The organism is Variovorax sp. CCNWLW235 (assembly GCF_037204085.1).
In the GTDB taxonomy this organism is placed as follows: domain Bacteria; phylum Pseudomonadota; class Gammaproteobacteria; order Burkholderiales; family Burkholderiaceae_C; genus Variovorax.
In genome coordinates, this window is record NZ_JBBCBW010000018.1 from 82,286 (window position 1) to 95,848 (window position 13,563).

Sequence of the window (13,563 nt, forward strand, 5' to 3'; positions counted from 1 at the left end):
TTGTTCGGGGGATGCGGTCGTGGAGCTCAACGGCATGAGGCCATTATGCACACCGGCGGTGACGCGTCTCGTGCTCTTTGCACCGTTCGTTGGGCATTCCCCACGAAGCAATGCAAAAGCGCACAGAAGGCGCTTCTTGTAACCGTCAGGCGGCCTTCTTGAGCGCCTTGACGGCCTTGAGCACGTCGTCGACATGGCCGGGGACCTTGAGGCCGCGCCATTCGGCCTTCAGGATGCCGTCGGCGCCGATGAGGAAGGTGCTGCGCTCGATGCCCTTGACCTTCTTGCCGTACATGATCTTGTTCTTGACCACGCCGAACATGTGGCACATTTTTTCTTCGGTGTCGGCAATGAGTTCGAACGGGAGTTCGAGCTTGGCCTTGAACTCGTCGTGCGACTTCATGTTGTCGCGGGACACGCCGAACACGGTGGCGCCGGCTTTTTCGAAGTCCTTGTAGCGGTCGCGGAACTGCATGGCTTCGGTCGTGCAACCCGGAGTGTTATCTTTCGGGTAAAAATACATGACCAGCACGTGGCCGAGGTGCGAGGTATTCGAAACTTTCAAGCCGCCCGTGGCGTTGGCGTCGAATTCAGGAATGGGTTTGTTGACAACGATCGCCATGAAACTTGTTTTCTCCGTTGGTTTCCATTGAATCGAGCTCTTTAGTGCAGACTCGATGAATGGAGGATTGGTCGTTGCTAACTGAGGGCAGCTGGCCTGTTCGCAACCCGGTATTTTACCCCGAAAAGCTCCCCCTCAGCCATCCTGGGGCGGTTCGACCAGCAGGGCGGCAATCACATGGCGGCCTTCGCCGGCCAGGATGTTGTAGGTACGGCAGGCGGCGGGCGTGTCCATGGTCTCCACGCCGGTGCGCTTTGCCATGAGCGGTTGCAGCCAGGCGGCCTGCGGAAAGCGGATGCGCGATCCGCTTCCAAAAATGATCAATTCCGCGCCAAGCGAGGCCAGCTGGGCGAAATGCTCGGGCCCGAGCTGCTCGAAGCGGGTGCAGTTCCATTCGAAGCGCTCGCCCCGGGAGCCGACCACCACGCTGCCTTCGACCTTCTCGTTGTTGATCGCAACCCACCCGGGGCCGTGAGCGGTGAGGGACTGGGCGTCGGATTTGTCGGGCTGGAGCTTCATCGGGGCACTGGGAACTGTGGTCAAATTATAGGTTTTCCCCAGTGACACGAGGCCTCCAAGGGCCTTTCGACATCGAGTAACCCGCGCCCGGGAGGGCCCTTTGAAGCAGTTCAAGAAATCGGCCAAGCTGGCCAATGTGCTCTACGACATCCGCGGCCCCATCATGGACGCCGCGAAGCAGATGGAGGAAGAGGGCCAGAAGATCATCAAGCTCAACATCGGCAACCTGGCCGTGTTCGGTTTCGATGCGCCCGAGGAAGTGCAGCAGGACATGATCCGCAACCTGCCGGCCTCGGCGGGCTATTCGGACAGCAAGGGCATCTTTGCGGCGCGCAAGGCCGTGATGCACGAAACGCAAAAGCAGGGCATTGCCGGCGTCACGCTCGACGACATCTACCTGGGCAACGGTGCCAGCGAACTGATTGCCATGGCCACCAACGCGCTGCTGAACGACGGCGACGAAATGCTGCTGCCGGCGCCCGACTACCCCCTGTGGACGGCCGCATCGAGCCTTTCGGGCGGCACGCCGGTGCACTACCTGTGCGACGAGGCCAACGGCTGGATGCCCGACCTGGACGACATCCGCGCCAAGATCACGCCCCGCACCAAGGGCATCGTGGTCATCAACCCCAACAACCCCACGGGTGCGCTCTATTCCGACGAATTGCTCAAGAGCATCGTGGCCATTGCGCGCGAACACGACCTGGTGATCTTCGCGGACGAGGTCTACGACAAGGTGCTGTACGACCACGTCAAGCACACCGCGATCGCGAGCCTTTCGACCGACGTGCTCACGCTCACCTTCAATTCGCTTTCCAAGAGCTACCGTTCCTGCGGCTATCGCGCGGGCTGGCTCGTGGTCTCGGGCGACAAGAAGCGCGCGCAAGACTACATCGAGGGCCTGAACATGCTCTCGAACATGCGTCTTTGCGCCAACGTGCCCGGCCAATGGGCCATCCAGACGGCGCTTGGCGGCTACCAGAGCATCAACGACCTGGTGGGCGACGGCGGCCGCCTGCGGCGCCAGCGCGACCTGGCCTACGAGCTGATCACGGCCATTCCAGGCGTGAGCTGCGTCAAGCCCAGCGCCGCGCTCTACATGTTTCCCAAGCTCGATCCGAAGATCTATCCCATCGAGGACGACCGGCAGTTCTTTCTTGAGCTGCTGAGAGAAACCAAGGTCATGCTGGTGCAGGGCACGGGCTTCAACTGGGCCACGCCGGACCACTTCCGCATCGTGTTCCTGCCTCACGAGGACGACCTGCGCGAAGCGATTCACCGCATTGCCAAGTTCCTGGAGCTGTATCGCCTGCGCAGCAAGACCGACTGACACGAACCCTTAACGCGAATCTCCAATGAAACCCATTCAAGTAGGCCTGCTCGGTGCAGGCACGGTCGGTAGCGGCACCTTCAAGGTGCTGCTGCGCAATCAGGAAGAAATCAAGCGACGTGCGGGCCGGGGCATCGAGATCACGATGGTGGCCGACCTCGACCAGGCGCGTGCGCGCGAAGTGGCGGGCGAGGGCGTGCGTGTCGTCGCCGACGCGCGCGACGTCATCGCCAACCCTGACATCGACATCGTCATCGAACTGATTGGCGGCTACGGCGTTGCGAAGCAACTGGTGCTCGAGGCCATTGCGGCCGGCAAGCACGTGGTCACGGCCAACAAGGCGCTGCTCGCCGTGCACGGCACCGAGATTTTCGCAGCCGCGCACGCCAAGGGCGTGATGGTGGCTTTCGAGGCCGCGGTGGCCGGCGGCATTCCGATCATCAAGGCGCTGCGCGAAGGCCTCACGGCCAACAGCATCCAGTGGCTGGCCGGCATCATCAACGGCACCACCAACTTCATCCTTTCCGAGATGCGAGACAAGGGGCTGGATTTCGCCACTGTGCTCAAGGAGGCGCAGCGCCTGGGCTACGCCGAAGCCGACCCCACCTTCGACATCGAGGGCGTCGACGCCGGCCACAAGGTCACGTTGATGAGCGCCATCGCGTTCGGCATTCCGGTGCAGTTCGACAAGGCGCACATCGAAGGCATCACCAAGCTTGCCGCGCAAGACATCAAGTACGCCGAACAGCTCGGCTACCGCATCAAGCTGCTCGGCATCACTAAACGCACGGCGCAGGGCGTCGAGCTGCGCGTGCACCCGTCGCTGGTGCCGTCCAAGCGGCTGCTTGCGAACGTGGAAGGTGCGATGAACGCGGTGGTGGTGCATGGCGATGCCGTCGGCACCACGCTGTACTACGGCAAGGGCGCGGGCAGCGAGCCGACCGCCAGCGCGGTGATTGCCGACTTGGTGGACATCACGCGCCTGCACACGGCTGACGCCGCGCATCGCGTGCCGCACCTGGCCTTCCACCCCGACGCCATGAGCGACCTGAAGGTGCTGCCGATGGCCGAGGTGGTTACCAGCTACTACCTGCGCCTGCGCGTGGCCGACCAGGCCGGCGTGCTTGCCAAGGTCACGGGCCTGCTTGCCACCGCCGGCATCAGCATCGACGCGGTGCTGCAGCGCGAAGCCGACGAAGTGGGCGGCGAGGGCTCCACGCAAACCGACCTGATCATCCTCACGCACGACGCGCGCGAAGGCACGGTAAACGACGTGCTCGCCGAACTGCAGGCCCTGCCCACGGTGCTGCAGCCGATCGTGCGTATCCGCAAGGAAGAGCTGTCCTGAGGGCGGCGCAAGAGAACCATCGTGAACTACCTGAGCACCCGCGGGCACCCCGACCGCAAGCGTTTCTGCGAAATCCTGCTTGAGGGCCTTGCGCCGGACGGCGGGCTCTACCTGCCAGAGCACTATCCGCAAGTCGACACCGCCACGCTCGCGAAATGGCGCGACCTGCCCTACGCGGAACTGGCGTTCGAGATTCTCTCGCTCTACATCGACGACATTCCGCCGGCCGACCTGAAAGCCATCTGCGCCAAGACCTACACGCCCGAAGTGTTCGGCAGCGAAGAAATCGTGCCGTTGCGCGAGTTGGAAGACGGCGTGTACCTCGAAGCCCTGTCCAACGGCCCCACGCTGGCCTTCAAGGACATGGCGATGCAGTTGCTGGGCAACCTGTTCGAATACGAACTGGCCCGCCGCGGTGCGGAGCTCAACATTCTTGGCGCCACCAGCGGCGACACCGGCAGCGCGGCCGAGTACGCCATGCGAGGCAAAAAGGGCGTGCGGGTCTTCATGACCTCGCCGGACGGCCGCATGAGCCCCTTCCAGCAGGCGCAGATGTTCAGCCTGCAGGACGAGAACATCCACAACATCGCCATCACCGGCGTGTTCGACGACTGCCAGGACATCGTCAAGGCGGTGTCCAACGACCTGGGCTTCAAGCGCAAGTACCGCATCGGCACGGTCAACTCGATCAACTGGGCGCGCCTGCTCGCGCAGGTCGTCTACTACTTTGCCGGCTACTTCCAGGCCACGGCGGGCAACGACAAGCCGGTGAGCTTCACCGTGCCGTCGGGCAACTTCGGCAACGTGTGCGCAGGCCACGTGGCGCGCATGATGGGCCTGCCCATCCACACGCTGGTGGTTGCCACCAACGAGAACGACGTGCTCGACGAGTTCTTCCGTACCGGCATCTACCGCGTGCGCGCGGCGGCCGACACGCACGAAACCTCGAGCCCTTCGATGGACATCAGCAAGGCCAGCAACTTCGAGCGCTTCGTGTTCGACCTGGTGGGCCGCGATGCCGCCAAGCTTCGTTCGCTGTTCGTCGACCATCTGGGGAGCCAGGCGCGCTTCGACCTGAGCGGCGAACCCGCATTCAAGCAAGCCGCGGAACGCTTCGGCTTCAAGAGCAGCCGCAGCACGCACGCCGACCGCCTCGCGACCATTCGCGACACCGAGAAGCGCTTTGCCACGCTGGTCGATCCGCACACGGCCGACGGCCTCAAGGCCGCTCGCGAGCACCTTACCCCCGGCGTGCCGATGGTGGTGCTCGAGACCGCGCTGCCGATCAAGTTTGCCGCCACACTGGTAGAAGCACTCGGCCATGAGCCCGCGCGTCCGGCCAGGTTCGAAGGCATCGAGGCGCTGCCCAAGCGCGTGGTCAAGCTTCCGGCCGATGTGGAGGCCGTGAAGGCCTACATCGCCCAGAACTGCGACTGATCTTCGCCATTTGCCGCAATGGCTGTCCCGCATCCGCGCATTCGCATTCGGCTGTTGCCCAGGTAGCAGCCACAGGAACTCGTCATGAAGGTGATCGGCTTTTCCGGGTACTCGGGTTCGGGCAAGACCACGCTGGTCGAGCGCCTGATTCCGGTACTCAAGCTCCATGGGCAGCGCGTGTCGGTGGTCAAGCATGCGCACCACAAGTTCGACATCGACCATCCCGGCAAGGACACCTACCGCCACCGCGAGGCGGGTGCTTTCGAGGTGGTGGTGGCATCGGACAAGCGGCTGGCGCTGATCCGCGAATTCGAGCAGCCCGCGCAGCTCACGGTTCACGACCTCATTGCAGAGCTTCACGACGGCGTCGACTGGGTGCTGGTCGAGGGCTTCAAGCACAGCGACCTGCTCAAGATCGAAGTCTGGCGCGCCCCCGACCCGGGCCAGCCGCCGCGGCCTTCGAAGTACATCGACGATGCCTTCGTGACCGCCATTGCCACCAACGCACCCGAAGGACTGCCGGCGCCTACCAACCTGCCCATGTTCGACCTCGACGACATCGAGGGCATCGCGCAGTGGCTGATCGACAGCGGAAGCCGCTTCGAATACAACCCCGAACATCATGGCTGACACCGCTCCTCACTCGCGCCCGCCGCTGATGGCGCTCGACGAAGCGCTGGCAACCCTGCTCGGCAAGGCGCAGCCGGTGCTGCCCGCCGAAAGCGTTGCCACCTTCGATGCGGACGGCCGGGTGCTCGCGCAAGACCTAGTCTCCGCGCTCACCGTGCCGCCCCGGGACAACAGTTCGATGGACGGCTATGCGGTGCGCGTGGCCGACTGCGCCGCGCTGGGCGCCTTGCTTCAGGTCGCGCAGCGCATTCCCGCCGGAACCGTGGGCACGCCGCTGGCGGCCGGCACGGCCGCACGCATCTTCACCGGCGCGCAGATTCCTGAAGGCGCCGATGCGGTCGTCATGCAGGAAGACACGCAGGCCGTGCCGCAGGAAGGCGGGCTTGGCGCGGTGCGCATCCAGATCGCTCCCACTGCCGGCCAATGGATTCGCAGGGCCGGAGAAGACGTGGCCTCCGGCGACGTCGTGCTGCGCAAGGGCGAGCGCCTGACACCCGCGGCACTGGGCCTTGCCGCAAGCATCGGCTTCGACCGGCTCCAGGTGGCGCGGCGTCCGCGCGTGGCGCTGCTGTCCACCGGCGACGAACTGGTGATGCCCGGCGAAGTCGCGCCCGCGGCCATGAAGCCCGGCGCGATCTACAACTCCAACCGCTTTTTCATGCGAGCCTTGCTGCATCGGCTGGGCTGCGAGGTGAACGACCTGGGCATCGTGCCCGACAAGCGCGAAGCCACCATCGAGGCGCTGCGCGGCGCCGCCGAGGGCAGCGACCTGATCATCACCACGGGCGGCGTGTCCGTGGGAGAAGAAGACCACATCAAGGCGGCGGTGCAGGCGCTTGGCGAATTGCAGCTGTGGTCGCTCTCGATGAAGCCCGGCAAGCCTTTCGCCTACGGATCGATCCCCAGGGCGGGAGGCGATGCGAAGGGCCGCTGCCACGTAACCGGGCTGCCCGGCAACCCCGTTTCCAGCTTCCTGACTTTTCTGCTGCTCGTGCGGCCCTTTTTGCTGACGCTGCAGGGCGCCACGCGCGTGGCGCCAGAGCCCGTGCCGATGCGCGCCGACTTCGACTGGCCGCGCGCCGACAAGCGCCGCGAGTTTCTGCGCGCGCGGCGCAACGCGGCCGGCGGACTCGACCTGTTCGCCAACCAGAGCTCCGGCGTGCTGACGTCGATGGTGTGGGGCGACGGCGTCATCGACAACCCGCCCAGCCAGTCCTTCAAGGCCGGCGACACGGTGAAGTTCATTCCCTTGGCCTCGCTGCTGGCCTGAAGCGCATTTCCGACATGAAGGTCCAGATCCGTTATTTCGCCTCCGTGCGCGAGGCGCTTTCCACCGGCGGCGAAACTGTCGAGACCGGTGCCGGCACGCTGGCCGCCCTGCGCGACGAACTCATTGCCCGCGGCGGGCCATACGCCACGGCCCTTGCACGCGGCAAGGCGGTGCGCATGGCGCTCGACCAGGTCATGAGCGACGAGGCGGCCTCGTTGCGCGACGGCGCCGAAGTCGCCTTCTTCCCGCCCGTTACAGGCGGCTGAGCCGGGCGTTCAGTTCCACCAGACGGTCGCGCAAAGCACTGGACGCGCGGGTCATCGGCGAACGCAATTCGTCGCTCATCGATCCGTCGTGCGCCAGCAGCGCCTTGAGCGGCGCCGGGTTCGGTTCGGCAAACAGCATCTCTATCAACGGCTGCAGCGGCTGCCATTCGGCGCGCGCTTCCGCAAGCCGGTTCTCGGCCAAGAGGCGCAGCACCTCCACAAAGCGCCGTGTCTGCACATGGCCGCTCGCCGCGATGGCACCGACGCCGCCTTCGGCCACGGTACTGAAGATGTGGTGGTCATCGCCGGACAGCACCTGGAGCCTGCCGTCCGCAATCACGGCCCGGGTCTTGGCCGTGTCGCCGCCGCAGTCTTTGATGCCGCGGATGCGCGGGTGCTCCGCCAGCGCCAGCAGCGTTTCGCGCGCAATGATCGCGCCGGTGCGGTAGGGAATGTCGTAGACCAGCACCGGTACGGCGCTGGCGTCGGCAATGGCGCGGAACCATTCAATGAGGCCCGCCTGCGAGGGCCGGATGTAATGCGGCGCAGGCACCTGCAGCCCCGCCAGCGGCCGTTCGGCGAGCCGCCGTACCCAGTCCGTCATCTTGCCCAGGTGGTAGCCCGACAGGCCCATGATGATCGGCAGCCCGCCGGCGGCAGCTTGCACCGTGTCGAGCGCGGCCAGCTGTTCCGCTTCATCGAGCGCGGCGGCTTCGCCCGTCGAGGCGCAGACCACGAAGCCGGTCACGCCGTCATCGGCGAGCCGGCGTGTCAGCGCCGAGAGCGCGGCGTGGTCGACGGCGCCGCCGCGAAACGGCGTGACAAGAGGAATCCAGAGGCCCGAGAAATCAGGACTGGCGGAGAGGTGTGTTGATTGCGGCACGCAGGCTTCCTTCGAGGAATCGACCGATGGAAAAGAACCGTCGTTCGATGCGCGCGCAACCCAATGGGGGCCAAGGCCTTTGCAGGTTCCGTCGCTCATCCGACGACGGAACCGCAGCTCCGGTCAGACGAGCTTTGGTTTTTTGGCTTTGCTGCCCTGGCGCGCACGGCTGCTTTCGAAGTGCGAAAGCACCGTGAAGAGCGTGGCGTGGCAGGGCATTGCCGAAGTCTAGCGCGGTGCCACAATCCCGGCATGAGCGATGCACGCGTTTCGATCCAGACAGCCGATTTCGACCTGGGACAGGAGGTTGCCGCGTTGCGTGCCGGCGACAAACGCGTGGGTGCGGTGTGCAGCTTTGTCGGAACGGTGAGGGATCGCAACGACGGCAGCACCATCGCGTCGATGGAGCTGGAGCACTATCCCGGCATGACCGAGAAGGCCATCGAGGCGATGATCGACGAGGCACACAAGCGTTTCGATATCTTGGGTGCACGCGTGATCCACCGCGTGGGCCTGCTGCAGCCGCTCGACCAGATCATGATGGTGGCGGTGGTGTCGGCCCACCGCGGTCAGAGCTTCGAGGCTTGCGAGTTTCTGATGGACTATCTGAAGACGCAGGCGCCGTTCTGGAAAAAAGAGCAGACGCCTGAAGGCGCGCGATGGGTGGATGCGCGCGTCAGCGACGATGCGGCGCTGGCGCGGTGGGGCATTGATGTCGGCAATGCGTGAATCGCGCGGCTTTCACCGAGGCTCGACTAGAACATAGTCGCCAAAGCGCTGCCGGTCCTTCTTGCCCACTTTGGCGCACAGGCGGCCATCGCACAGTGTGACATCTGCCTGGTTGTAAGCCTTGAGCAGGTCGGCGGACACTTGATTGGTACGAATCTCCTCGTAGTAGTGCCAGGACAACCAGCCCCCGCCAGCCAGAAGAAGCACGAGACTGCCCAGTGTGATGCCGGCAACTTTCCAGATCAGTTGCCTGTGCAGCGTTTCAGCGCGCTGCAGTTGGGAGGTGAGTGCGTTCGACGCTTGCTGCAACCTTTCGCCCGCCTCGCGCAAGCGCTGTTCATAGGCGGCTACCGGCCGCTCGATTCCTGATCGGACGCCGCCCATCACCTCGTCGGGAATGCGGCGAAAGTGCTCGTCGGCCGACTGCCGCACCACAGCCGGCATCTGTTGCGCGAGTTGGCGCAACTGTCCGCTGGCGTGCTCGCAGCGACGGTCGAACTGCTCGACAAGTGCCGCAATCTTGCTGACCAAAACCATGCTTTTTTCTTCGTTCATTTCTTCCCCTTTTTCGCTCCGTCCCGACCCGTTCAATGGCGATCTACTGGGTGTTACATGCGCATGACCGGGCCACTGACCTGCGCGGCCTGCTGCAGTTGGGCTTGATGCTGTGCGGCCAATTGCTCCTGTTGGTCTATGGTGGCAACGGCTTCGGCGCGCAGCTCGCGTCCGGGTGGTAGATCGGCCAAGGTCTGGGTCATCTTGCGGAAGGAAGCGTCATCGCCTGACTGCGCGGCGGCAAGCATGCGGTCGAGATAGGCGGAGAAGTCCGCTGTGGGCGAGAGTTCCTGCTGCGCCTGTGGTTTGCCGGACGGCTGAACAGACTCCGGATCGCGCGGATCGCCAGCGTTTGTCCCAAACGTTCCCGTCGCGCCGGGAACCACCGGCACATGCTGATGGCTGTTGGGCACGCCGGCCGGCGTGTTGGTGTGATCGAAATGACGCGGTGCCGGCGGCAACTGGCTGGTGTCGTTGTAAGGCTGCGGCGTGCCGGGGTTTTTTCCGATGGTGATGCCGTTCCGCTCCATCAAGTCTTCGCGCAGGCCCAGGCGAGACATATCGACATGCATGTTCGGCGCATGGCCGTTGATGGGCTGGGCGTAGGAGCGCTCCGTATCGATGGCGCGCCCCACCGCATGGGCGCCGTAGTAGTTGCGGTAGTCGGAGTCGCCGTGAAAGCCGATGCCGGTGGTTTGATTGGCAGGTATGCCGGGTGTGCCCTTGGGCGGCTTGTCGAAGTAATACTGCCCCGCCGCGGCAATGTTGGCGGGGGTCTGCGACAGGGTGGCGTCGGGGTTGAAGGTCACGCCGGGGTGAGGTTGGGCTGATTTAGTAGTTCGGTTGAATTCGACGAAATCGAGAACCCTTTGAGTCTGCCATTGCAATTTCAGCATGTCGTCGAGCCCTGCCGTGGGCTTGATCTTCTGCTGCTGACTCAGCAGCGCATTCCATCCCGCAATCTGCGCACTGGCCTCATCCTCGCGCGACGCGTGGGTCAGTTTGCCGATGGGGGCTGTGTAGTCGTGCGCGAGGCTGTTGCTTTGGGCGATCTGCCAAGTCTCGGTGTTGAAGGACTGACTGGCTGCAGTCATGGCGGCATGGTTGAAGGCATGTTGGACTTCATGGCCCAGCACAAAGGTCATGTCCGCTGAATTGAACGGGGATGAAAGACTCGTTGGCGGCAGGCTCATCGTCTTTGTGTTGCCGTCGTAGGTGCCACCGGCCACCGTTCCGCTGAGCGGCACAAAGTACTGCAAGGGTGCTGCTTGTCCAGGCCCCGGCGGCGTGACCGCCTTCTTGATCTCTTGCGCCAGCGCTGGTGAGCCGTTGATGGTTGACTGCAGGTTGTTCACCATCTCCTGCGTAATCGGACGACAGAGCTTGTTGACAGGGTCGTCGTAGTCGCTGTGCGCAAAGCGCAAGGACATGTCCTGCAAGCGCAGCGTTGCGATCAAGTCTGCACTGAAAACTGCGCCGGTAGGAGCAAAACTGCTGGCCGGTAAGGTGACAACGCCGGAAGTCTTGTCATAGGTGCCCACCAGATTCGATTGGGCACCGACCTGCGACGGGGCAAAGCCCTTGAGATGGCCTGCGGCGGCGTTCTGATTCAGATGTTCCAGCAACCGGGCATCGCTGGCGACGGTGGCACGCAGTTGTGCTTCCTGCGCGGGAGTGACGCCGGGTTGGGCGGCGAACTGGGCAAGGGCCGCTTGCAGCTGGGAATTGGGGTTAGCCATCGCTTATTCCTTGCCGTATCGGCTGACTCCGATGGATTCAACACAGGCGTGATGCAGCTTTCCGTCAGGGGCATCTGCTTCGCGTCGGCGGAGAATCTGGACCTTGATGTTTTTTCGTGTAAAAAAATAAACCGGCAGGCGTCTAAATTGCGGTGGTGGCTCCTCAAGTCGTCCCGTTCGTTCATTGCGGCGCGGATAAGGATGTAAGGCGTCGTATTGGGCCAAGTCCTCCCGTTCCTGGAAACCCATGCTCCTTAGCGCCGTTACATAGGCGTCGTAGTCCATAGCGCAGACTGGAGTCATGTCTGCTGATTCGTTCTCGTTGAGGAACTGATAAGAAGCGTTCTTCGAATTTTGCAATTCGGGATCGTCATAGTACGAAAGGACGTAGTACCAACCCGATCCCGGTAGATTCATGTCAAAGATGTGACTACTGGTCTTGGGCACAGGGTACATGGGCAATCGTGTTGCTTCTCGAATCCGCTCCAATGACAACTCGTCGAAAGACTTTAGGCTGTCGATCAGCTTGAGCATTCGCCAGCCGACCTCTTCGGGCGTAAGGTCGGGGTTTTCATCCAGCGTGCGATGACGGTAGGCCTCTGCGAAATTGTTCATGGAGGGCGCCTGCTTGACTTCGGGGGGCGGAGCGGGGGCTTGGGCATAGGCGCTCAAAGCCAGCGTTGCAAGCATCGGCAATATGAGCTTGCGGGCAATCATCGGGATGCGTCCTGGGTCAGGCGCGATCCACGCGGACTGGGCTGCGAACTGAGCCAACGCCGTTTTTGCAGTTGGGGATTGAGGGTGGTCATGACCCATTGTGTTGGCCGAAATAGTCAATGCCGTACTGCCGCCCCGACTGCGGCAAATGAACCGTGAAAGAATGCAGATCTACAGCTGGCGCGTAAGCCATCCGGAGCGTGTGCTATCTCCGGTACTTGCTCCAGCTACAGAACTTCACGGCGAGCGGCTGTCGCGACGCCTACGTCGGGGCTGGCGCGCTGAGGCATCACGGCCAGCAATGCTGGATTCTCTTTTCCCTCTCCATTGGGGAGAGGGCAGGGTGAGGGCGGCAGCCCTGGTGGAGCACTGCGCCTCATCGGCGGCACATGCCCTCACCCCAACCCTCTCCCAGAGGGAGAGGGAGCAAGAGCGGTCAAAGAGGCTTGAACCCACTCGACTGAATGATCCGCTCCCATGTCTGCGTATAGCTGCGCACGCGGCCTGCAAACTGGCCTTGCGGCTCATACGCCACGGTGAGCCCCATCGTGGTCAGCTTCTGCTTCACATCGGGCATGGCCAGCACCTTCTGCAGCGCCTCGCCGTATTTGTCGATGACCGGCTGCGGCGTGCCCACGGGCGCGAAGATGCCGTAGTAAGGCAGGTCTTCCAGGTTCGAGAAGCCCAGTTCGGTGAAGGTGGGCACGTTCGGCAGCACGGCCTGGCGCTTGGCGCCGATGGAGGCCACGATGCGCACCTTGCCCGCCTTGTGGTTCTCGATGAAGTCGGGCACCGAGGCAATGCCCGCTGTGATCTGGTTGCCCAGCATGTCCGCCGTCATGGGCGCGCTGCCGCGGTAGGGCGCGGGCTGCACGTCGATCTTGTATTTTTCCGAGATCATCTTCACCAGGAACTCGGGAATCGAGGCCGGTGCCGGGATGCCGATGGTCTCCTTGCCGCCGCGCTGGGTGCGAATCCACTTCACGTACTCGTCAATGCTCTTGGCCGGCGTGCCGCCCGACACTGCGAGCACGTTGGCGAAAGTGGCGAAGCCGGCCACGGGCACGAAGTCGGTCGACGGGTTGAAGCCCGGGTTCTTCACCACCTGCGGCAGGATGGAAATCGAGTGGTCGTGCGAAAGGAACAGCGTATGGCCGTCGGCCGGGGCCGCCTTGAGCGCCTGGGCTGCAATCTGCCCGCCCGCGCCGGCGCGGTTCTCAACCACCACCGGCACGCCCAATACGTCCTTGAGTTTTTCGCCCAGCGTGCGTGCAATGGCGTCCGTGCCCGCGCCGGCCGGAAAGCCGACCAGGATGCGGACGGGCGTGCCTTGCGCCTGCGCAACGCCTGCGAGGCCCAGGGCCGCTACAAACAGACCGACGCCGAGCGCCCGGCGAACCGGATGAGGGCGCAGCATTGAAAAAACCATGATCGACTCCATTCGAAAAATGACGAGGCACAGTGCAATAGCCGTGCCCGATGCGCCGGACATCTTGAATCGCGCCCGAACAGTCCTAT

General features: G+C 63.6%; 14 protein-coding genes. 7 read left to right on the plus strand and 7 right to left on the minus strand.

Annotated elements, in window-relative coordinates; genetic code table 11:
* Window positions 1-145: 145 nt before the first annotated feature.
* Entirely contained in the window at window positions 146-622 is a 477-nt protein-coding gene (locus V9L21_RS19210) for a peroxiredoxin (protein WP_007830801.1), read from the minus strand.
* A gap of 135 nt (window positions 623-757) precedes the next feature.
* Complete coding sequence (locus tag V9L21_RS19215; RefSeq protein WP_337314545.1) at window positions 758-1,141, minus strand: Mth938-like domain-containing protein; 384 nt, start codon at window positions 1,139-1,141, stop codon at window positions 758-760.
* A gap of 100 nt (window positions 1,142-1,241) precedes the next feature.
* Here V9L21_RS19215 and V9L21_RS19220 point away from each other — a divergent pair, with 100 nt between their 5' ends.
* From V9L21_RS19220 to V9L21_RS19245, 6 genes are all read left to right on the plus strand, one after another.
* The gene (locus V9L21_RS19220) at window positions 1,242-2,471 is read left to right on the plus strand and encodes a pyridoxal phosphate-dependent aminotransferase (protein ID WP_337314546.1); all 1,230 of its coding nucleotides are present in this window, start codon (window positions 1,242-1,244) and stop codon (window positions 2,469-2,471) included.
* A 25-nt stretch (window positions 2,472-2,496) separates the two neighbouring features.
* Complete coding sequence (locus V9L21_RS19225; RefSeq protein WP_337314547.1) at window positions 2,497-3,819, plus strand: homoserine dehydrogenase; 1,323 nt, start codon at window positions 2,497-2,499, stop codon at window positions 3,817-3,819.
* Between the two features lie 21 nt (window positions 3,820-3,840).
* The gene (thrC, locus tag V9L21_RS19230) at window positions 3,841-5,256 is read left to right on the plus strand and encodes a threonine synthase (RefSeq protein ID WP_337314548.1); all 1,416 of its coding nucleotides are present in this window, start codon (window positions 3,841-3,843) and stop codon (window positions 5,254-5,256) included.
* An 84-nt stretch (window positions 5,257-5,340) separates the two neighbouring features.
* On the plus strand, window positions 5,341-5,886 hold the full coding sequence (mobB, locus tag V9L21_RS19235; protein WP_337314549.1) for a molybdopterin-guanine dinucleotide biosynthesis protein B: 546 nt from the start codon (window positions 5,341-5,343) through the stop codon (window positions 5,884-5,886).
* Entirely contained in the window at window positions 5,879-7,156 is a 1,278-nt protein-coding gene (locus V9L21_RS19240; RefSeq protein ID WP_337314550.1) for a molybdopterin molybdotransferase MoeA, read from the plus strand. Before mobB ends, V9L21_RS19240 begins: the two co-directional genes overlap by 8 nt.
* Window positions 7,157-7,170: 14 nt before the next feature.
* Window positions 7,171-7,422: a MoaD/ThiS family protein gene (locus V9L21_RS19245; RefSeq protein ID WP_337314551.1), complete on the plus strand. Its 252-nt coding sequence runs from the start codon at window positions 7,171-7,173 to the stop codon at window positions 7,420-7,422.
* Here V9L21_RS19245 and V9L21_RS19250 read toward each other — a convergent pair.
* Window positions 7,409-8,404, minus strand: coding sequence for a 4-hydroxy-tetrahydrodipicolinate synthase family protein (locus tag V9L21_RS19250; protein WP_337314552.1), 996 nt, complete (start codon window positions 8,402-8,404; stop codon window positions 7,409-7,411). The genes V9L21_RS19245 and V9L21_RS19250 overlap by 14 nt on opposite strands.
* Before the next feature lie 153 nt (window positions 8,405-8,557).
* On the opposite strand from V9L21_RS19250, the gene V9L21_RS19255 reads away from it, so the two are divergent.
* Window positions 8,558-9,034 (plus strand): molybdenum cofactor biosynthesis protein MoaE, encoded by a 477-nt coding sequence (locus tag V9L21_RS19255; protein WP_337314553.1) that lies wholly within the window; start codon window positions 8,558-8,560, stop codon window positions 9,032-9,034.
* Window positions 9,035-9,046: 12 nt separating this feature from the next.
* Here V9L21_RS19255 and V9L21_RS19260 read toward each other — a convergent pair whose 3' ends face one another.
* The 4 genes from V9L21_RS19260 to V9L21_RS19275 all read right to left on the minus strand — a co-directional run bounded on the left by V9L21_RS19260 (window position 9,047) and on the right by V9L21_RS19275 (window position 13,474).
* Window positions 9,047-9,589: a hypothetical protein gene (locus tag V9L21_RS19260; protein WP_337314554.1), complete on the minus strand. Its 543-nt coding sequence runs from the start codon at window positions 9,587-9,589 to the stop codon at window positions 9,047-9,049.
* Between the two features lie 53 nt (window positions 9,590-9,642).
* Window positions 9,643-11,328, minus strand: a complete 1,686-nt coding sequence (locus V9L21_RS19265) for a hypothetical protein (RefSeq protein ID WP_337314555.1) — start codon at window positions 11,326-11,328, stop codon at window positions 9,643-9,645.
* A 3-nt stretch (window positions 11,329-11,331) separates the two neighbouring features.
* Entirely contained in the window at window positions 11,332-12,045 is a 714-nt protein-coding gene (locus tag V9L21_RS19270) for a hypothetical protein (protein ID WP_337314556.1), read from the minus strand.
* A gap of 436 nt (window positions 12,046-12,481) precedes the next feature.
* Entirely contained in the window at window positions 12,482-13,474 is a 993-nt protein-coding gene (locus V9L21_RS19275) for a Bug family tripartite tricarboxylate transporter substrate binding protein (RefSeq protein WP_337314557.1), read from the minus strand.
* Between the last annotated feature and the right edge of the window lie 89 nt (window positions 13,475-13,563).

Bases quoted from the DNA above. Each gene is read 5' to 3' on its own strand.
- V9L21_RS19255 (WP_337314553.1), top strand. From the start codon at position 8,558: ATGAGCGATGCACGCGTTTCGATCCAGACAGCCGATTTCGACCTGGGA.
- V9L21_RS19215 (WP_337314545.1), bottom strand. From the start codon at position 1,141: ATGAAGCTCCAGCCCGACAAATCCGACGCCCAGTCCCTCACCGCTCAC.
- V9L21_RS19250 (WP_337314552.1), bottom strand. From the start codon at position 8,404: ATGAGCGACGGAACCTGCAAAGGCCTTGGCCCCCATTGGGTTGCGCGC.
- V9L21_RS19260 (WP_337314554.1), bottom strand. From the start codon at position 9,589: ATGAACGAAGAAAAAAGCATGGTTTTGGTCAGCAAGATTGCGGCACTT.
- V9L21_RS19265 (WP_337314555.1), bottom strand. From the start codon at position 11,328: ATGGCTAACCCCAATTCCCAGCTGCAAGCGGCCCTTGCCCAGTTCGCC.
- V9L21_RS19275 (WP_337314557.1), bottom strand. From the start codon at position 13,474: ATGGTTTTTTCAATGCTGCGCCCTCATCCGGTTCGCCGGGCGCTCGGC.
- V9L21_RS19240 (WP_337314550.1), top strand. From the start codon at position 5,879: ATGGCTGACACCGCTCCTCACTCGCGCCCGCCGCTGATGGCGCTCGAC.
- V9L21_RS19210 (WP_007830801.1), bottom strand. From the start codon at position 622: ATGGCGATCGTTGTCAACAAACCCATTCCTGAATTCGACGCCAACGCC.
- V9L21_RS19270 (WP_337314556.1), bottom strand. From the start codon at position 12,045: ATGATTGCCCGCAAGCTCATATTGCCGATGCTTGCAACGCTGGCTTTG.
- V9L21_RS19225 (WP_337314547.1), top strand. From the start codon at position 2,497: ATGAAACCCATTCAAGTAGGCCTGCTCGGTGCAGGCACGGTCGGTAGC.
- V9L21_RS19245 (WP_337314551.1), top strand. From the start codon at position 7,171: ATGAAGGTCCAGATCCGTTATTTCGCCTCCGTGCGCGAGGCGCTTTCC.
- mobB (WP_337314549.1), top strand. From the start codon at position 5,341: ATGAAGGTGATCGGCTTTTCCGGGTACTCGGGTTCGGGCAAGACCACG.